The organism is uncultured Parvibaculum sp. (genome assembly GCF_963975745.1).
Classification (GTDB): domain Bacteria; phylum Pseudomonadota; class Alphaproteobacteria; order Parvibaculales; family Parvibaculaceae; genus Parvibaculum.
Genome location: NZ_CAXBIB010000010.1, coordinates 1 through 18,408, shown reverse-complemented (window position 1 = coordinate 18,408; position 18,408 = coordinate 1). Strand labels below are relative to the sequence as shown.

General features: G+C 65.7%; 21 protein-coding genes. 11 read left to right on the top strand and 10 right to left on the bottom strand.

Going from position 1 to position 18,408, the window contains the following annotated elements; genetic code table 11:
- The first annotated feature begins 48 nt into the window (after window positions 1-48).
- Window positions 49-1,041: a glycosyltransferase family 9 protein gene (locus tag AAC071_RS09435; RefSeq protein WP_339831994.1), complete on the top strand. Its 993-nt coding sequence runs from the start codon at window positions 49-51 to the stop codon at window positions 1,039-1,041.
- The gene (locus AAC071_RS09430; RefSeq protein WP_339831992.1) at window positions 1,038-2,375 is read left to right on the top strand and encodes a dihydroorotase; all 1,338 of its coding nucleotides are present in this window, start codon (window positions 1,038-1,040) and stop codon (window positions 2,373-2,375) included. The genes AAC071_RS09435 and AAC071_RS09430 overlap by 4 nt, the downstream gene beginning before the upstream one ends.
- A 10-nt stretch (window positions 2,376-2,385) precedes the next feature.
- On the opposite strand, the gene AAC071_RS09425 is transcribed toward AAC071_RS09430, so the two are convergent.
- The gene (locus AAC071_RS09425; RefSeq protein WP_339831990.1) at window positions 2,386-2,658 is read right to left on the bottom strand and encodes an usg protein; all 273 of its coding nucleotides are present in this window, start codon (window positions 2,656-2,658) and stop codon (window positions 2,386-2,388) included.
- A gap of 260 nt (window positions 2,659-2,918) precedes the next feature.
- Between AAC071_RS09425 and AAC071_RS09420 the strand changes: the two genes are divergently transcribed.
- From AAC071_RS09420 to AAC071_RS09405, 4 genes are read left to right on the top strand one after another with little or no spacing between them, the layout of a single operon-like run.
- On the top strand, window positions 2,919-3,911 hold the full coding sequence (locus AAC071_RS09420) for an MDR family oxidoreductase (protein WP_339831989.1): 993 nt from the start codon (window positions 2,919-2,921) through the stop codon (window positions 3,909-3,911).
- Window positions 3,912-3,929: 18 nt separating this feature from the next.
- Window positions 3,930-5,777: an AMP-binding protein gene (locus AAC071_RS09415; RefSeq protein ID WP_339831988.1), complete on the top strand. Its 1,848-nt coding sequence runs from the start codon at window positions 3,930-3,932 to the stop codon at window positions 5,775-5,777.
- 21 nt (window positions 5,778-5,798) lie between these two features.
- Window positions 5,799-6,461, top strand: a complete 663-nt coding sequence (locus tag AAC071_RS09410; RefSeq protein WP_339831987.1) for a LysE family transporter — start codon at window positions 5,799-5,801, stop codon at window positions 6,459-6,461.
- A 41-nt stretch (window positions 6,462-6,502) separates the two neighbouring features.
- Entirely contained in the window at window positions 6,503-8,047 is a 1,545-nt protein-coding gene (locus AAC071_RS09405; RefSeq protein WP_339831985.1) for an acetolactate synthase large subunit, read from the top strand.
- Between the two features lie 68 nt (window positions 8,048-8,115).
- Here AAC071_RS09405 and AAC071_RS09400 read toward each other — a convergent pair whose 3' ends face one another.
- The 3 genes from AAC071_RS09400 to AAC071_RS09390 all read right to left on the bottom strand — a co-directional run bounded on the left by AAC071_RS09400 (window position 8,116) and on the right by AAC071_RS09390 (window position 10,093).
- A complete protein-coding gene (locus AAC071_RS09400; RefSeq protein ID WP_339831982.1) occupies window positions 8,116-8,412 on the bottom strand; it encodes a hypothetical protein in 297 nt (98 codons plus the stop codon).
- Between the two features lie 201 nt (window positions 8,413-8,613).
- On the bottom strand, window positions 8,614-9,027 hold the full coding sequence (locus AAC071_RS09395; protein ID WP_339831980.1) for a TIGR02301 family protein: 414 nt from the start codon (window positions 9,025-9,027) through the stop codon (window positions 8,614-8,616).
- Between the two features lie 100 nt (window positions 9,028-9,127).
- Window positions 9,128-10,093 carry a nitronate monooxygenase family protein gene (locus tag AAC071_RS09390; protein WP_339831978.1) on the bottom strand — a complete coding sequence of 322 codons (966 nt, stop codon included), beginning with the start codon at window positions 10,091-10,093 and terminating at the stop codon, window positions 9,128-9,130.
- A gap of 186 nt (window positions 10,094-10,279) precedes the next feature.
- Between AAC071_RS09390 and AAC071_RS09385 the strand changes: the two genes are divergently transcribed.
- From AAC071_RS09385 to AAC071_RS09375, 3 genes are all read left to right on the top strand, one after another.
- Complete coding sequence (locus tag AAC071_RS09385; protein WP_339831976.1) at window positions 10,280-11,422, top strand: PQQ-dependent sugar dehydrogenase; 1,143 nt, start codon at window positions 10,280-10,282, stop codon at window positions 11,420-11,422.
- A gap of 168 nt (window positions 11,423-11,590) precedes the next feature.
- Complete coding sequence (locus AAC071_RS09380; RefSeq protein ID WP_339831975.1) at window positions 11,591-12,088, top strand: helix-turn-helix domain-containing protein; 498 nt, start codon at window positions 11,591-11,593, stop codon at window positions 12,086-12,088.
- On the top strand, window positions 12,078-12,416 hold the full coding sequence (locus AAC071_RS09375; protein ID WP_339831973.1) for a HepT-like ribonuclease domain-containing protein: 339 nt from the start codon (window positions 12,078-12,080) through the stop codon (window positions 12,414-12,416). Before AAC071_RS09380 ends, AAC071_RS09375 begins: the two co-directional genes overlap by 11 nt.
- A gap of 4 nt (window positions 12,417-12,420) precedes the next feature.
- Here the strand turns inward: AAC071_RS09375 and AAC071_RS09370 are convergent, their stop codons facing one another.
- Window positions 12,421-13,236 carry a dienelactone hydrolase family protein gene (locus AAC071_RS09370; RefSeq protein WP_339831971.1) on the bottom strand — a complete coding sequence of 272 codons (816 nt, stop codon included), beginning with the start codon at window positions 13,234-13,236 and terminating at the stop codon, window positions 12,421-12,423.
- Window positions 13,237-13,331: 95 nt separating this feature from the next.
- On the opposite strand from AAC071_RS09370, the gene AAC071_RS09365 reads away from it, so the two are divergent.
- Window positions 13,332-13,838: a helix-turn-helix domain-containing protein gene (locus tag AAC071_RS09365; protein ID WP_339831970.1), complete on the top strand. Its 507-nt coding sequence runs from the start codon at window positions 13,332-13,334 to the stop codon at window positions 13,836-13,838.
- On the opposite strand, the gene AAC071_RS09360 is transcribed toward AAC071_RS09365, so the two are convergent.
- The 5 genes from AAC071_RS09360 to AAC071_RS09340 form a co-directional block, all read right to left on the bottom strand.
- Window positions 13,835-14,992, bottom strand: coding sequence for an L-lactate dehydrogenase (locus AAC071_RS09360; protein ID WP_339831968.1), 1,158 nt, complete (start codon window positions 14,990-14,992; stop codon window positions 13,835-13,837). The genes AAC071_RS09365 and AAC071_RS09360 overlap by 4 nt on opposite strands.
- A gap of 160 nt (window positions 14,993-15,152) precedes the next feature.
- On the bottom strand, window positions 15,153-15,632 hold the full coding sequence (locus AAC071_RS09355) for a MarR family transcriptional regulator (RefSeq protein WP_339831967.1): 480 nt from the start codon (window positions 15,630-15,632) through the stop codon (window positions 15,153-15,155).
- A 6-nt stretch (window positions 15,633-15,638) separates the two neighbouring features.
- Window positions 15,639-16,421 carry an SDR family oxidoreductase gene (locus AAC071_RS09350; protein ID WP_339831966.1) on the bottom strand — a complete coding sequence of 261 codons (783 nt, stop codon included), beginning with the start codon at window positions 16,419-16,421 and terminating at the stop codon, window positions 15,639-15,641.
- A 63-nt stretch (window positions 16,422-16,484) separates the two neighbouring features.
- A complete protein-coding gene (locus tag AAC071_RS09345; protein ID WP_339831964.1) occupies window positions 16,485-16,823 on the bottom strand; it encodes a hypothetical protein in 339 nt (112 codons plus the stop codon).
- A gap of 77 nt (window positions 16,824-16,900) precedes the next feature.
- Window positions 16,901-17,383 carry a Fur family transcriptional regulator gene (locus AAC071_RS09340; RefSeq protein WP_339831961.1) on the bottom strand — a complete coding sequence of 161 codons (483 nt, stop codon included), beginning with the start codon at window positions 17,381-17,383 and terminating at the stop codon, window positions 16,901-16,903.
- 72 nt (window positions 17,384-17,455) lie between these two features.
- On the opposite strand from AAC071_RS09340, the gene AAC071_RS09335 reads away from it, so the two are divergent.
- Complete coding sequence (locus AAC071_RS09335) at window positions 17,456-18,196, top strand: SOS response-associated peptidase (protein ID WP_339831958.1); 741 nt, start codon at window positions 17,456-17,458, stop codon at window positions 18,194-18,196.
- Window positions 18,197-18,408 lie beyond the last annotated feature (212 nt).

Sequence of the window (18,408 nt, the reverse complement as noted above, 5' to 3'; positions counted from 1 at the left end):
GGCCCGGGCACCTATAACCCGCGGAGACGTGGGGCCCGGCGGAGCGCGATGCGTATTCTCTTCATCACCTCAAATCGCCTCGGCGACGCGGTTTTGTCGACCGGCATTCTGGCCGGCCTGGCCGAGCGCCATCCGGGCGCCGAATTCTGGGTCGCCTGCGGCCCGCTGGCGACGCCGGTCTTCCGCCACGCGCCGGGTGTTACCCGAATCATCGAGATGAAAAAGGCGCCGCGCGCCGGCCATTGGCGCAAGCTGCTGGCCGCCGTCATGCTGCGGCGCTGGGATGTGGTGGTCGATCTGCGCGGCTCGGCAACGGCCTGGCTGCTCTGGACCGGAAAGCGTCACATCCTGAAGCCCGATCACCGGCTGCATCGTGTCGCGCACAATGCGACCGTCGCGGATTTCGATCCGCCGCCCGATCCGCGCGTCTGGCCGGGTGCGATCAACCGCACCCGCGCCCGTGTCCTGATCCCCGACGGCCTGACCGTGCTGGCGATCGGCCCCACGGCCGCCTGGCCCTACAAGATGTGGCCGATGGAGCGTTTTGCCGAGCTGGCGCGCCGTCTGACCGCGCCGGGTGCGCCGATGGCGGGCGCGCATCTGCTGGTGTCCGGCGGTCCGGGCGAGCGCGACATCTGCCAGCCGCTCTTCGACGCCGTGCCGCCCGAGCGCCGGATCGATCTCGTCGGCGCCGCAATCGACGAAACCGCGGCCTGTCTGGAGCGGGTCCGTCTCTATGTCGGCAATGATTCGGGATTGATGCATCTGGCCGCCGCGGCCGGCGCGCCCACCATCGGGCTGTTCGGCCCGACCGCCGATGCGATCTATGCGCCCTGGGGCCCGAAATCGGTCACGGTGCGGGTGCCCCGTTCGCTGGAACAGCTGGTCGCCGAGGAAGGCGAGAATTATCTGTCGAGCGGCCGCAACTACATGCTCGAACTGACCGTCGAAACGGTCGAAAAGGCCGCCACGGATCTGCTGGCGCGAACGGCCGGGAGCGGCGACAATATTGCTCCCCAGTCCGAGCGGAGCCCGGTGTGAGCCAGACATGTGATCTCGTTTTCCGCGGCGGCACGGTCGTGAACCATGACGGAACCGGTCGCGCCGATATTGCCATCCGCGACGGCCGCATCGCCGCCATTGGCGATCTGTCGCGCATCGCTGCGGCCGAAACGGTCGATGTGACGGGGCTTCATCTGCTGCCCGGCGTCATCGACAGCCAGGTTCACCTGCGCGAGCCCGGCAACGAACACAAGGAAGACCTCGAATCCGGCGGCCGCGCCGCGGCGCTGGGTGGCGTCACCGCCGTCTTCGAAATGCCCAACACCAGACCGCCGACGACGACGCCCGATGCGCTGGCCGACAAGGTCGCCCGCGCCCGCCACCGCATGTATTGCGACTTCGCCTTTTACGGCGGCGCGACGACGGAGAATGTCGACATCCTCGCCGACATCGAGCGCGAACCCGGCTGCTGCGGCATCAAGATCTTCATGGGTTCTTCCACCGGCACCCTGCTGGTCGAGAAGGACGAGGATGTGCTGCGCGTGCTGAAGGCGATCCGCCGCCGCGCTGCCGTTCATTCGGAAGACGAGTTTCGTCTGCGCGAGCGCCGCGATCTGGCCCTGCTGGGCCATGTCGATACGCATCATGTCTGGCGCGATGCCGAAGCCGCCGTACTCTGTACCACCCGTCTGCTGCGTCTGGCGCGCGAGGCCGGCAAGCGCATTCATGTGCTGCATGTCTCGACCGCCGACGAAATGCCGGTCCTGGGCGCACACAAGGACATTGCGACGGTGGAAGTGACGCCGCAGCACCTGACGCTGGCAGCGCCCGAATGCTACGAGTCGCTCGGCACACTGGCGCAGATGAACCCGCCGATCCGCGGTCACGAACATCGCGACGGGCTCTGGGCCGGCCTCGCCGCCGGCATCGTCGATGTACTGGGTTCGGATCACGCACCGCACACGATCGAGGAAAAGGAACAGACCTATCCGAAATCGCCGTCGGGCATGCCGGGCGTGCAGACGCTGGTGCCGGTGATGCTGAACCATGTCAACGAAGGCCGTCTGACGCTGCAACGCTTCGTCGATCTCACTTCCGCAGGTCCGCAGCGCATTTTCGGCATGGCCCGCAAGGGCCGCCTTGCGGTCGGCTACGACGCCGACATCACCATCGTCGACATGCGTGCGACGCGCGTGATCGAAGACAGCTGGATCGCTTCGAAATGCGGCTGGACGCCCTACAACGGCATGAAGGTCAAGGGCTGGCCCGTTGGCACCGTGGTACGTGGCCACCGCGTCATGTGGGAGGATGAGTTGCAGGGCTCGGCGCCGGGCGAGCCGATCCTCTTCGTCGAAAATCTGCCGGGGCACTGAGCCCCGGCGGTCAGTGGATCGTCGCCACGAAATCCGCGCGGACGAATTCTGACGGATGGATCACCCGCCTTGTCCCGACCGTGACCGAATGGATCGGCCCGTCGAGCTCGCGGTTCCAGAAATCGAGGAACTTGCCGAGCACCGGGTATTTCGGCGCCATGTCGAAATCCTGCCAGATATAGCTCTGCAGCAGCTTCGGATGATCGGGCATCCGGTAGAGAATTTCGGCTGTCACAAGTCGATAGCCGTCGAGCAACTTCTTGAAATCGGAAACCTGCCTCACGCGACACCTCCGGATAACGAAGCAATACAACGGAATCCTAGGGAGCAAATTTTCGCGCGTCGAGATTGACAAATTCGCTACAAGCCGATTCTTTCAATGGAATCATGAGCTTGGCACTCGCAGCGGCAGGTGAGTGCCAGCGGACCGGCATGCGCTTGACCCGGCCCCCGATTTGGGCTCGTTTGTCGCCGCAAGAGGCTGGAAACCGACAGAAATCAGCCCGCAAGAAATCGCATCTTCCCAGGGAAGGATTCCGCCAGATGACCGACAAGTTCCGCGCCCTCCGCGTATCGAAAACCGATCAGGGTCCGAAGTCCGAATTCGTGACCCTCACCGAGGCCGATCTGATGGACGGCGATGTGACGGTCGCGGTCGAATATTCGACGGTCAACTACAAGGACGGCCTGGCGCTGACCGGCAGGGCGCCGATCATCCGTTCCTGGCCGCTCATTCCCGGCATCGACTTCTCCGGCAAGGTCGAGAAATCGGATCACAAGGAATTCAAGCCCGGCGACCGCGTCGTCCTCAACGGCTTCGGCGTCGGCGAGGGCCACAATGGCGGCTACGCCCAGAAGGCGCGCGTCAAGGGCGACTGGCTGGTCAAGCTGCCCGACGCGATTTCGAACGAACAGGCCATGGCGATCGGTACGGCCGGATACACGGCCATGCTCTGCGTGCTGGCGCTCGAGAAGAACGGCGTGACGCCGGACAAGGGCGATGTGCTGGTGACGGGGGCGGCGGGCGGCGTCGGCTCGGTCGCGATCGCGCTCTTGTCGAAACTCGGCCACCGCGTCATTGCCTCCACAGGCCGCGCGGCCGAGGCGGACTATCTGAAAGGCCTCGGCGCGGCCGAGATCATCGATCGCAACGAGCTTTCCGCGCCCGGCAAGCCGCTCGGCAAGGAGCGCTGGGCCGGCGCGGTCGACGCGGTCGGCAGCCACACGCTGGCCAATGTCCTTGCCATGACGAAATATGGCGGGACGGTCGCCGCCTGCGGTCTGGCGCAGGGCCTCGACCTGCCGGCCTCCGTTGCCCCCTTCATCCTGCGCGGCATCACGCTCTGCGGCATCGACAGCGTGATGGCGCCGAAGTCCGTCCGCATTGAGGCCTACAAGCGCCTCGCCGCCGATCTCGACATGAAGAAGCTCGCAGCGATGAGCGTCCGCGCGAAGCTCGACGATGTGCCGCATCTGGCAAACGACATTGTCGCGGGCAAGGTCCGTGGCCGCGTCATCGTCGACGTCAACGCCTGAGCCGCGGGAACCGAAGACGTGGACATCAACCTGCCGCCCTTCCGCGACGCCCGTTATGTCGAGCCGAAAGTCGAGGTCGAACGCCGCCCCGATGGTTCGATCGTCTTGCGCAATCCGCATCCCTTGCGGCCGACGCCTGCCAATCTGATCGAGCCGATCCGCAAATGGGCGGCCGAGGCGCCCGATCGCATCTGGCTCGGCAAGCGCCGGCCTGCGACGGAAGGTTTCGGCGACTGGGATTTGCTGACCTATGCCGAGGCCCATCGCAAGGTCAATGCGATCGCGCAGGCGCTTCTCGATCGCGGTCTCGGGCAGCAGGCGCCGGTGATGATCCTTTCCGGCAATTCGATCGAACATGCGCTGATGACCTATGGGGCGATTCTCGCGGGCGTGCCCGTCGCGCCGGTCTCGCCCTCCTACAGCACCATGAGTTCCGATTTCGAGAAGCTGCGCTATGTCGTCGATCTGATCGAACCGAAGCTGATCTTCATGCAGGAGAGCGCTTCCTTCGCGCGCGGTCTGGCGGCACTGAATCTCGATGGCGTCGAACTGGTGACGGTCGATGCCTCGCGCGGCACCGCCTTTGCCGACCTGACGGACACCACGCCCGGGCCCGCCGTCGAGGAGAGCTATGCGCGGCTCGCGCCCGACATGGTCGCCAAATATCTCTTCACCTCCGGCTCCACCGGCATGCCGAAGGCCGTCATCACGACGCAGCGCATGATGTGCGTCAATTCGGTGATGCCGCGCAGCGTGACCGTCGAGCAGGACGATGACGAGCCGCCGGTACTGCTCAACTGGCTGCCCTGGAACCATTGCTTCGGCGGCAATGCGATCCTGAACAACCTGCTGGTCGCGGGCGGCACGCTCTATATCGATGGCGGCCGTCCGGTGCCGGGCGGTTTCGCCGAAACCGTGGCGAATCTGCGGGAGATCGCGCCCACCGCCTATTCCAACGTGCCGGCGGCCTACACCATGCTGGCCGACGAACTCGAGCGCGACGAGGCGCTGGCGAAGAATTTCTTCTCGCGCCTGCGGACGCTCGCCTATGGCGGCGCCGCACTGAGCCAGGATCTCTACGAACGTATCCAGCGCGTGGCGATCGCCGCGTCCGGCGAGCGCATCGCCTTTTCCTCGGGCTATGGCGCCACCGAGACCGCGCCCACCATCTGCAACGTCCATTGGCCGACCGAACGTATGGGCCTGCTGGGCCTGCCGCTGCCGGGCGTCGAACTGAAGCTGGCGCCGGTTGGACAGAAGATGGAAGTGCGTGTCCGCGGTGCCTGCATCACGCCGGGCTATTACAGGAACCCGGAGAAAACCCGCGACGCCTATGACGAGGAGGGCTTCTACCGCCTCGGCGACGGCGCGCGTTTCGTCAATCCGGAAAACCCGCTCGAAGGCCTCGTCTTCGACGGCCGCGTGGCGGAAGATTTCAAGCTCTCGACCGGGACCTGGGTCAGTGCCGGCAAACTGCGCGTTGATGCGGTCGCCGCCTCGAACGGCGTGTTGTCCGATGCGCTGATTGCCGGTCTCGACCGCGAATATATCGGCCTGCTCGGCTTCCCCAACATTCCCGCCTGCCGCAACATCGCCGGCGATCAAAGCCTTGCGGCCGAGGACATCGTCCATCATCCGGCGGTGCTGGCGCGTCTGGCCGAGGGCATGCGCGCCCACAACAAGGGTCATCCCGGATCGAGCACGCGCGTTGTCCGTGCGCTGCTGATGGTCGAGCCGCCAAGCGTCGATGCCGGCGAACTGACCGACAAGGGTTATATCAATCAATCGGTGGCGCTTGGCCGCCGTGCCGACCTTGTTGAAAAGCTCTATGCCGATCCGCCCGGCAACGACATTGTCGTTGTCTGAACCGCGAGAACGGAACCTGGAATGATCGATCTCGGTCTGGTGGTGAATGGCGTTGCGATCGGACTGGCGGTTGCCGCACCCATCGGTCCGGTCAATCTGATCGTTATTCGCCGCACCTTGCGCTATGGCCCGGTCAACGGCTTTCTGTCGGGGGGCGGGGCCGCCGCAGGCGATGCGCTCTTTGCCGTCATTGCCGCTTTCGGCATCACCCAGGCGATCGATTTCGTCATCCGTATCGAAACTCTGTTGCAGATCGTCGGCGGCTGCTTCCTGCTCGGCCTCGGCCTGCGCACCTGGTTTTCGAAGCCGCATGCGTCGCCGGCGGACGGCGACGGCAACGCGAATGTTTCGGCCGCCATGGCCGCGGCCATGGCCAGGGTCTTCGTCACGACATTCGTGCTGACCATCACCAATCCGGCCACCATGCTGGGATTCATCGCGATATTCGGCGGCGTGGCAGGTCTTGCCTCGGCCGGCGACGACTACATCCATGCCGCGACGGTCGTCGTCGCGGTTGCGGTCGGCTCGCTGATCTGGTGGGCCAGCGTTTCGGGTTTTGTCAGTCTTTTCCGTCACCGCATGAACGACCGCCTGCTGGGCATGGTCAATCATGTCTCGGGCGGGCTGATCGTGATCTTCGGTGTCGTGGTGCTGATCCGCGTGGCGGTGACGCATCTCCTCTGATGGTCTAGATTGCAGGAAAACGAACTCAGGGAGAGCGGTCAATGAACGGCGCGGAAAGTCTGGTACGGACGCTGGTGGACTCGGGCGTGGAGGTCTGTTTCTCCAATCCGGGCACCTCGGAAATGCATTTCGTGGCCGCGCTCGACAAGGTCGAGGGCATGCGTGCGATCCTTGGTCTCTTCGAGGGAGCCGTCACCGGCATGGCCGACGGCTATGGCCGCATGGCAGAGAAGCCGGCGGCAACGCTGCTCCATCTGGGGCCGGGCCTGGCCAATGGTCTGGCCAATCTCCACAATGCGCGCCGCGCCTCGACGCCCATCGTCAACATCGTCGGCGACCACGCAACCTATCACGCGCAATATGATGCGCCGCTGGCCTCCGACATTGTCGGCTTCGCGCGCCCCGTCTCGGGCTGGGTCCATTCATCGACCAGCCCGAAGACCGTCGCCGCAGATGGCGCGCGTGCGGTCCATGCCGCAATGCAGCCGCCCGGCCAGATCGCGACACTGATCCTGCCGGCCGACACCGCATGGCTCGAAGCCGAGCATCCGGCACCGAAGCTGCCCTTGACCGCGCCGGCGGCTGTCTCCTCCTCGGCTGTCGACGCCGCCGCGAAGGCGCTGAAGAACGGCAGGAAGACGGCGATCCTTGTGCGCGGCGCGGCTTTGAAGGAACAAGGCCTGATCGCTGCCGGTCGCATCGCTGCCGCTTCCGGCGCACGCATCATGTGCGACACCTTCGCGCCGCGTCTCCAGCGCGGCGCGGGCCGGGTCGTGATCGAGCGCATCCCCTATTTCGCCGAACAGATGGTCGAGACGCTGGCCGATGTCGAACAGCTGATTCTGGTCGGTTCGAAGCCGCCGGTCTCGTTCTTTGCCTATCCGGGCAAGCCGAGCTGGTGCACGCCGGACAGTGCCGACATTCTCTATCTGGCGCATCCGCATGAGGATGGCGTCGCCGCGCTTGAAGCCGTCGCTTCGGCGATCGGCGCGCCGAAGGACCCGGCCAATGTCGCGCCGCTGCAGAAGCCCGATCTCCCGAAAGGCAATCTCGACCAGTTCACGGCCGGCCAGATCGTCGCGCATTATCTGCCCGACAATGCGACCATCTCTGACGAGGCGGCGACCTCGGGCATCGGTTCGGCAATCGCGACCGCGACGGCCGCGCCACACGATCATCTGTCGCTGACGGGCGGTGCCATCGGCCAGGGCTTGCCGCTGGCGACCGGCGCCGCGGTCGCCTGTCCCGATCGCAAGACGGTCTGCCTGCATGGCGACGGCGGCGCGATGTACACGCTGCAGGCGCTCTGGACGCAGGCGCGCGAAAAGCTCGACGTGACCAATGTGATCTTCGCCAACCGCTCCTATGCGATTCTCAACATCGAACTGATGCGCGTCGGTGCCGAAAATCCGGGGCCCAAGGCGCTCTCGATGCTCGACCTGCACAATCCGGAACTGAACTGGGTACAGCTGGGGCAGGGCATGGGCGTCGAATCGGTCCGCGTCGAAACGGCAGAAGAATTCGCCGAGGCCTTTGCATCGGCAATGAAGCAGAAGGGCCCGCGCCTGATCGAAGTGATGCTCTGAACGCGGCGCTGAAAACCGGAAAGGCGGGCCTCATGGCCCGCCTTTTCTGTTTCGGCTTTCGCCGGAACTCAGTTCATCACGCGATTGAGCGTGAACTCGCCTTGCCGCACCCGATCGACCAGGCCGCCGGCCATGTCGGCCACGGCTTCCTCGCCATAGGCTTCGACCATGTCGGACAGTGCGGCGAAAATCGCCGTCGTCGCCAGGATGTCGGCATCGACGCCTTCGCCCAGCGCTTCGTCCCAGGCATCCAGAATGTGCTGCAGCGCGACGCGGCGCTGTTCGGACTCGGACAGCGACGAGCTTTCATGCCCGTCCTCGTCGAGGGAGCGGAAGGTTGCGTCGCCAGGAAAATCTTCGGCCATTATATCCTCGATCCGGCGGCTCGCGCGGTCTCGGACCGCTGGCAAACCCGCCTCACGCGGTTGATGTCCTGACCTTTGTAACATACCTGTGCCGAAAGTCTCCCGATTCATGAAACGGAGGTTAACGGCCGCGCCGGCGGCCGAAACGGCTGTCTCGCAACGGGTCACAGGGCCGCGTGATCGGGCCGAGGCACCGCGGTCTCAGCGCGCCGGGCGGCCATATCCCTTGACGGCCAGTTCCTGCGCGATGCGCTGGCCTTCCTCGAACAGCTTGTCCGATTGTGCCGCGGCGGTGCGCGAGCAGGTCGTGTAGCGGCCGCGCATGCCGTGAAAGGCATCGTTGAAGCGCGCGATCAGCTCCTGCCGTTCGATATCCGTCGGGCGGGTGGCGCCGAGCATCTCGATCATCTTGTTGCGCCACAGCTGTCCCTCGCGGGTGCCGCAAACGGTCCGCAGGTGATGAACGGCGCCCAGCACCTCGGCCAGCCGGAACATTTCGGCCGGCACGGTCTGCGCGGCGGCGTGCGCCGGCGGCAGCGTCAACAGCATGGCCAGCAGCGCCGCGCCGGCGCCGCGTTTCCATCCATCCCGCGCTTTTGTCCCGAATCCGGACATTCAACGTCCCGTTCCGCGCCGGAATTGGCGCCTGGACCCGCCTTTCGGGCGGGTCGCAGGCTGCGCTGCAGGAAGCGGGCCCGGAAGAAGGCGCTTTTTCTCAGCCGAATTTCTTGAGGCGCGCCAGCACTTCTTCGGCTTCCGCCATCGTCTTCTCGACAATCTCGGCCGCGCTCAGCACCTCGTGAATGCCGCCGGCGCCCTGACCCATCGCAAAGCAGGAACGGTCGCGCTCCAGCCCCTCGATCTGGCCGCCGATACCGCCCATCACATTCGCCTTGGTCGAAAGGATCGCCTGCTGCGGGAAGGGCTGGATGTCGCCAGGACGGCTCTCCCAGTCCTGCACGTAAGGATTGTTGAAGACGCGCATCGTCTTGCCCGAATAGCAGCGCGTGACGATCGTGTCGGTGTCCTTGGCATCGACGATCACCTGGCGGTACATGTCGCCGGCATGCGCTTCCTTCGAGGCGATGAAGCGCGTGCCCATCCAGACGCCTTGCGCGCCGAAGGCGAGCGCCGCGGCCAGGCCGCGCCCGTCGATGATCGAACCGGCCGCGATCACCGGAATGCTCTTGACCGCATCGACCACCTGCGGGATCAGCGCCATGCCGGCGACCTTGCCGGTATGTCCGCCGCCTTCGGTGCCCTGCGCGATCACCGCATCGAGCCCGGCCTGTTCGCCCGACACCGCATGTTTGACCGTGCCGCAGACATTCATCACCTTCATGCCGGCATCGTGCAGCTTCTTGAGAATGTTGTTGGGGACGCCGAGCCCCGAAATGAAGGCGGTCGCGCCTTCCTCGATCATCACATCGGCGGTGCGCTCCAGCGATTCCGGCACCGCGGCCAGCAGGTCGACGCCGAACGGCTTGTCGGTGAGGTCGCGCACCTTCTTCATCTGCTCGCGGATCTGCTCCGGCTGCAGCCCGGCCATGCCCAGCGTGCCGAAGCCGCCGGCATTGGAAACGGCAGCGGCGAGTTCGGCATAGGAAACCCCGCCCATGCCGGCCAGCATGATCGGATACTTGATGCCGAGAAGGTCGCAAAGCGGCGTGCGGATGGTCATGATTGCATTTCCTCTGGGACGGGGGAGGGGCGTGGCCCCGGTCAGTTAGTTCGGTTACCTAACTAAAAAACATGGGACCCGCCCTGTCAAGAAGCCTGCCCGCATCGCGGGGCTTGTCCGCGCCGCCCGAGGCCCTAGCTTGATGGGCAACCCGCCCCGAAATCCGCCGAAAGGACCCCGGAACCGATGCGCAGCGCCGCCGCCCTCCTTCTCGCCGCAAGCCTTTATGCCGCAGCCCCCGCCCAGGCCGGCCAGATCCATGCGACCGGGGCGGCCTCCATCCGGGTCGAGACCGTCGCCTCGGGCCTGCACCATCCCTGGGGCCTCGCCTTCCTGCCCGATGGCCGCATGCTGGTGACCGAACGCAAGGGCCTGCTGCGCGTGGTGACGCCGGACGGCGAAGTCTCCGGCGCCATCTATGGCGTGCCCGAAGTCGAAGCGCGCGGGCAGGGCGGCCTGCTCGATGTCGCCCTCGATCCGGCCTTCGCCGAAAACCGCCTCGTCTATCTGAGCTATGCCGAAGCCGGCGAGGGCCGCCTCAACGGCACCGCGGTCGCCCGTGGCCGCCTCGAAGGCGACAGCGCGTTCCAGCTGAAGGATGTCGAGGTGATCTTCCGCCAGCAGCCGAAAAAGGACAGCCATCTGCATTTCGGTTCGCGCCTGGTCTTCGACAAGGATGGGCATCTCTTCATCGCGCTGGGCGAGCGTTCGCGTGTCGGCATGCGCGAAGAGGCGCAGGCGCTCGATTCCCATCTCGGCAAGGTGGTGCGCATCTTTCCCGACGGTTCGGTACCGGAGGACAATCCGTTCATCGGCCAGGACGGCGCACAGCCCGAAATCTGGTCATACGGCCACCGCAACCAGCAGGGCGCGGCGCTGCATCCCGAAACCGGCCAGCTCTGGACCAACGAACACGGGCCGCGCGGCGGCGACGAACTGAACATCGCGCATGCCGGCCGGAACTATGGCTGGCCGCTGGTCTCCCACGGCGTCAATTACGATCTCACGCCGGTCGGCACCGGCGAGAAATCGGCGCCCGGCATCGAAGACCCGATCCATCACTGGACGCCCTCGATCGGCGTCTCCGGCATGGCTTTCTACACGGCCGACGCGATCCCCGGCTGGACGGGCAATCTCTTCGTCGGCGGCCTGGCCCGCCCCGGCCTCTACCGCCTGACGCTGGACGGCGACAGGGTGACGGGCGAGGAAAGGCTTCTCGCCGATCTCGGCAAGCGCATCCGTGACGTGCGGCAAGGTCCCGACGGCGCGCTCTACCTGCTGACGGATGCGCCCAACGGCGAAATCCTGCGCATCATCAGGGCGGAGTAGGGCTTTCTCCCGCCCGCGCAACAGGCCGGACGATGCCGGGAAAAGCTGTCACTCCGGCGCAGGCTGGTGTTGCACTTCGTTTGTGAACTCAGGGGGCCCATGGGTGACAAACAAACGGCCAGATGTATAATATTTGACAAAAAGAATAATATTATACAGTCTTGACGCATGGACGCTGCCCAAACCCTCACCCCGGCCGACTGTCGTGCCGCCCGCGCGCGCTTGCGCCTGACCCAGGCCGAGCTTGCCCGCCGCGCCGGGGTCTCGCGGGCGACCCTCGTGAATTTCGAGAAGGGCAGGGGCGCGCCTCTCCGCGCCAGCCTTCAGGCACTCCAGTCCGTGCTGACGGATCGCCCTCGGCACAAGAGCCGCCTTGCCCATGTACTCCGTACACTGCAGAAAGCGCGACCCGAACTTGAGGCGCGTGGCGTCCGCCATCTCGCCGTCTTCGGCTCCGTCGCCCGCATGGAGGATCGTCCCGATAGCGACCTCGACGTGGTGGTCGACATCGATCCCGCGCGCCGCATCGACATTGTCGATCTTGCGGGCATCGGCGGCATGGTCGAACGTCTCGTCGGAATGAAAACCGACATCGTCCGCCGCCGTCCCGACATGAAGCCGGAACTCATGTCCCATCTCGCGGAAGACGAAATCTATGTCTTCTAGCGACCCTCAAAAGCGCATCGCCGACATGCTCGATCAGGCCTCGCGGATCGAGGGTCATGTCCAGGGCATGGACGAAGCGGCTTTTCGCGCAAGTCCGTTGGCGCAGGACGCCGTCGAACGGTGTCTTGAACGCATATGCGAGGCCGCACGCAAGATCGGCGACATGCTGGACAGCCGCTATCCCGAAGTCGATTTTCCGAACTTGCGCAGGTTCGGCTCCATCCTGCGTCACGACTACGGCGACGTGGACGCCGAAATCGTCTGGCAGGTCATCGCGGTTCGCCTTCCGCTCTTGAAAGCCGCGGCCCGCGCCGAACTCGGCCTCTAGCGCCTCATGCCGTTCCAAGCCGCCGCGCGAAGAACGCCAAAATCTCGTCGCGGGCGGCAATTGTCGGCTGTCCCGCCTCGTCGATCAGGTGTTGCGTCACCACGCTGTGCGGATAGTTGACGTGTTTCGCGAAGAATGGCGCGACATCCATATTCGCCGCCTCGTTCGGCAGCGTCCGTCCGATGAAGCGGTCGCCGAGCTTTTCCGCATAAGCCGCAAACCGTTCCGCCCGGCAGATACTGTCGCCGGCAAAGCGATAGGCGAGCACGGTCAGGTCGTCGCGGTCGAGCCGCGCCCTGACGGCCGCGATTTCCTCAGGCGCGATTTCGAGCCCCGCCGGTTCGTTGAGCGGCAGCGAGGGCTGCGACAGCACCGGCGCCAGCACGGCGGGCTCGAGCATCATCGTCAGCGCGAAATTGCCGGTAAAGCACATGCCGATCGCGCCGACGCCGGGCCCGCCGCATTCCTCATGCGCCAGCCGCGCCAACGCCATCAGCCATTGCGTCACCGGGCTCGATGCGTTGGCGGCAAAAGCACGAAATTCGGCGCTGACGCAAACACGCTGGAAAACCGCCGCGCCTTCATCGGCCATCGGCACGGCGCCGTCACGGCCGAACAGCGACGGCATGTAGACCGTGAAGCCCGCCTCGCGCACCCAACGCGCGAACCGCGCCACATGCGGGCTGATGCCGGGCATCTCGGTCATCACGATCACGGCCGGGCCGGCGCCCGCCACGTAAACCTGCTTCGCAACGCCGTTGAGCGTGACCGCGCGGCGCGCGAAATCCTCCAGCGGATCGTCCTGTTCGAGATCGCGCATCGCCTTCGCCCCTCTATCTGAATCCAGTTTGTGGACTTTGATGCGGGCATCCTGACAGGCTGGATACGGATATGCAACTCAGATAGGCTGGCGTCATGACGGAAAAGAACAAGAAGTACATGCCCCCGGTCCGCCGTTCGCCGGTCGCCGCCGCCGACTGCAACCTGTCGCGCAGCTTCGAGCTGATCGGCGATCGCTGGACCCTGATGATCCTGCGCTCGGCGCTTTACGGCATCCGCCGCTTCGACGATTTCCAGGCCGATCTCGACATTCCACGCACCGTGCTTAGCAACAGGCTGGCCGGTCTTGTCGAAAGCGGCATCATGAAGCGCCGCACCTACCGGGAGGCGGGCCAGCGCGCCCGCGCCGAATATCCGCTGACCGAAATGGGGCAGGCGCTGGCGCTGCCTTTCATGGCGATGACGCAATGGGGCGACAAATATCTCGGTGAGAAAAAGCTGCCGCTGACGCTGCGCTCGAAATCGGCCGGTGGAAAAATAGCCGTCGCTTATGTCGATGGAAAGGGCCGGCGCGTGACGGCGTCCGATGTCGAAGCGGTTGTCGATCCGGCCTTCCGCCAGCCGGACCTCCGCAGCGATTAATCCGCAATCGTCTCGCGTCCGATCTCCGAGACTTTCGTGTGTCCGGTCAGCGCCATCGCGACATGCATTTCCTGCCGCATCGTGCCGAGCATCGCCCGGACACCCGCCTCGCCGCGCGCCGCCAGCGCAAAGGCCCAGGCGCGTCCCAGGAGGCAGGCATCGGCCCCCTGCGCCACCGCCTTGACCACGTCGAGCCCGCTGCGGATGCCGCCATCGAGCAGCACGGTCGTCTTGTCGCCCACCGCCTCGCGGATCGCCGGCAGCGCGTCGAGCGTCGCCGGCGCGCCGTCGAGTTGCCGTCCGCCATGATTGGAAACGACGATCCCCTCCGGCGCCACTTCGGCCATCGCCAGCCGCGCATCTTCCGGGTCCATCACCCCCTTGATGACGATCTTGCCGGGCCAGTTGGCGCGCACCCATTCGAGGTCTTTCCAGGTCATGCCGGGATCGAGATTGCGCGCGACCCACATGCCGAATTCGCCGAAGCCCTTGGCGTCGGGCACCGCTTCGCGCAGATTTCCGAAATCGAGCGGCTTGCCGCCAAGCGCCACGTCGCGGATCCAGCCCGGCCGCCGCGCGAAATCCAGCGCCACCTTGAGGCGTTTGCCGAGCGGCATCGCCGTGTTCATCCCGTTGCGGATGTCGCGATAGCGCGAGCCCAGCACCGCCAGATCGACCGTGAACACGAGCACCGGACAGCCCGCCTCATGCGCGCGTTGCATCAGCGCGCGGGCATAGCCGCGATCCTTGATCACATAGAGCTGGAACCAGAAGGGCTGGGCGCTCGCCTTTGCCACTTCCTCGATCGAACAGATGCCGACGGTCGAGAGCGAGAAGGGCACGCCGAAACCGGCCGCCGCCTTTGCCGCCTGCGCCTCGCCGCGCCGCGCATACATGCCGGCGAAACCGACCGGCCCGAGGGCCGCCGGCAACGTCCAGCGCTGCCCGAAGATCTCGACGCCGGTATCGATTGCCGAGACGTCGCGCAGCACCCGCTGCCGGAGCTTCAGCCGTTCGAAGGCCGCCACATTGTCGCCGAGCGTCGCCTCGGCATAGGAGCCGCCATCGATATAGTCGAAGAGCTGCGTCGGCAGCCGCTTGCGCGCCAGTGCGCGGTAATCGGCCACCGAAACCGGATTGAGATCGAGGCTCATTGATTCATCTCCCCCTCTGCATGCTGTGGCGCCCCCTCACCCTTCCGCCGTCTGACGACGGCTCCCTCCCTCTCCCCGCAGGGGAGAGGGAAGGGGCCCACCGATGCGGCGGAAGCCGCGTCGGTGGGAAGGGTGAGGGGGTGCCACAACCACAACCCTCTCACTCCTCCACCTCCAGCGGCGCGCCGTCGCGCTGGGCGTCGATGATATAGGCAAGCTCCGAAAACGCATCGAGCATGGCCTCGGCATCGCCTTCATCGAGCAGCGAGGGCAGGTAGCGCGCCAGCGCCTCCTCGAATTCGCGATGCTTGGCGAGCCCCTTCCTGGTCAGCGTCAGCCGCACGCTGCGCCCGTCATCCTTGTCGGGCGCCCGTGCGATCAGCCCGCGCCTTTCCATGTCGGCAATGAGGCCCGACGCGGTCGGCTTGCGGATCGCGGCTTCCACCGCCAGCTCGCCCGCCCGCTTCGGCCCGCGCTTGAGAAACAGCAGGAAGCGGTATTGCGGAATGGTGATGTCCATCTCCCGCGCGATCCGTTCGAACTGGCGGAACAGCACGACGACCGTGCGCGCCATCAGAATGAGGCGCCGGTCGATATCGGCGGTCGCGCCGCCCGCTGTGCCGTTCCGCTTGTCGGTCATCTGCCCTCAGAAGATCGCGTAGCCGCCATCGACCACGAATGTGTCGCCCGAATGATAGGACGAAGCATCCGAGGTGAGGTAGACCGCGACGCCGCCGAAATCGGCCGGCTCGCCCCAGCGCCGGGCCGGCACGCGCGGAATGACCTTTTCGGCGAAGGCCGGCGCGGCCTGCGCCTGCGCCGTCATGTCGGTGGCGATCCAGCCCGGCAATATCGCGTTGGCCCGCATCCCGTAACGCGCATGTTCGACCGCAACGCTCTTGATCATCGAGATCACGCCGCCCTTGGTCGCCGCATAGGCCTCGTTGCGCGCCGCGCCCTCGATCGCCGCCAGGCTGGCCACGCCGACCAGCGAACCGCCGGCATCGCCCGACTTGGCGCGATCGACCATGTGCCGCGCCGCCTCGCGCAGCGTGAAGAACACGCCGTCGAGATTGACCGCCAGCGTCTTGCGATAGGTTTCGGTCGTCATGCCGATGAAGGATGGCGCGCCGAAGCCGACGCCGGCATTGGCGAACACCGCGTCGATGCGCCCGAGTTCCTTCACCGTCGCGCCGATCCCGTCGACGACTTGGCTTTCGTCCGACACGTCGACCTTGCGCGCATGGACCTTGACGCCATGCGCGGCCAGCTGCGCGGCGGCGCGCTTGTTCTTCTCCTCATTGGTGCCCCAGATCGCCACATCGGCGCCCGACTGCGCGATGGCGTCCGCCATGCCGAGGCCGATGCCGCCATTGCCGCCGGTGATCAGCGCGACCTTGCCCGAGAGGTCGAAAGGTTTGTAGGCCATGAAGTGTCTCCTCTGGATGTTCCTGTTTGGCGATGCGAATACGGAAGCCCGGCGCGGCGCCGGTCAATGACCCGATCGGGGCGGTTGCGCCCGCCCTTCGGGTGCGCGCGGCAACTCGTTGAGTTCGGCGCAGACGAAATAGGGCTTGAAGTCGAGATTTTCGGGATCGGGCGGAATCTGGCACGAGAACACCGAGGCGCCCTTCTGCAGGATCAGCGCCGTGCCCAGATTGCCGCGAATGCGGTAGCCGTCGCCCACCAGATCGCTCAGCGATTTCGCCGTCGCGACGAAGGGGCCGGAACGCGTGCCGGGTTCGAACTTGGCCGATTGCGCCAGCGCCGGCGCGGCGCCGGTCAGAAGGGCGAGCGCCAGCAGGGCGCTGAATGGGGTCCGGCGGATCATGATGGCGCGTGCTCCGGGGTTGCGCGGGCGGGATCGGCCGCGAGTGTAGACGATGGCGGCAAAGCTTCAACGCAAGGCTATTTTCCGCAGCGGGCGCAAAGGCCCGAAATCTCGACCACCTTGCGCTCGGGCCGGAAATGCGCCCGGGCGGCCGCCGCCGCCAGCGCCGCTTCGAGCTTCGCATCGACGATTTCCTCGGTCGCCCCGCATTGCCGGCAGATCAGGAACTGGCCCGAATGCGGGGCGCCTGCCTCGATGCAGCCGAGATAGGCGTTCAGCGATTCGATCTTGTGGATCAGGCCCTCGGCCATCAGGAAGTCGAGCGCCCGGTAGACGGTGGGCGGCCGCGCCGATTTATGCGTCTGCGCCAGCTCGTCCAGCACCTCATAGGCGCCGACCGGCTTGTGGCTCTTCCAGACGATCTGCAGCACCTTCTCGCGCAACGGCGTCAGCTGCACCCCGCGCTCGGCGCACAGCGCCCGCGCGGTTGCCAGCGCATCCTCGATGCAGGCCCGGTGATTATGCGATGTATGGGCGTGAACCGCCGCGCGCGCCGCCATGTCGTCTCCCTGGTTGAGGGAAATGATACAACGTAACAACCGCGCTTGTCCTGTCTGTGCTATCCTTGATACATGTGCGGACGCTACATGATCACCACCAATCCCGAGGCGATGCGGCAGCTTTTCGATTATTTCGAGAAGCCGAATTTCCCGCCGCGCCACAACATCGCGCCGACCCAGCCGGTCCCCATCGTCTTCCGCGACGGCGCGCAGCGGCATTTCCTGCTGGTCCGCTGGGGCCTCGTGCCGTCCTGGACGAAGGAAATGCCGCAATCGCTGCTGATCAACGCCCGCGCTGAAACCATCGCCGACAAGCCCTCCTTCCGCGGCGCCTTCCGCCACCGCCGCGCCCTGATGCCGGCCGACGGCTTCTATGAATGGAAGGCGGAGGGAAAAGGTCCGAAGCAGCCCTATGTGATCCGCCGCCGCGCCGAAAACGGCGAACGCCAGCCCTTCGCCATGGCCGCGCTCTGGGAAACCTGGGCCAGTGCCGAAGGCAGCGAAATCGATTCCTGCGCCGTCGTCACCTGCGAAGCCAACGAGACGCTGGCCCCGATCCATCATCGCATGCCGGTGATCCTGGACGAGAAGGACTGGGATACCTGGCTCGACCCCGCCACCCCGCTGAAGGAAGCCCAGGCCCTGCTGCGCCCGGCCCCCGGCGATCTGCTCGACGCGACACCCATCAGCACACGGATCAACAACGTCGCCAACGACGACCCCTCGCTGCTCGAGCGCGAAGTGATCGACCCCGCCCCCGAAAAACCCGCCCGCACGAAGAAGCCCGACACGAAACAGCTGGGCCTGTTCTGAGGGAGCGCTCTAGCGCAATCCCCTAACCCGTCATTGCGAGCGGAGCGAAGCAATCCAGAAGCGGCAGACTCAGTGCGTGTTGCCGTCTTCTTATTCAATCAGAAATAGAAGTGTCATCCCGGGGCTTGTGTGTCTCGGCATTCGCCCCACCCACAGATGTCACCCCGGCGAAAGCCGGGGTGTGGATTCACATTTGAAGTGCAACAGTTGGG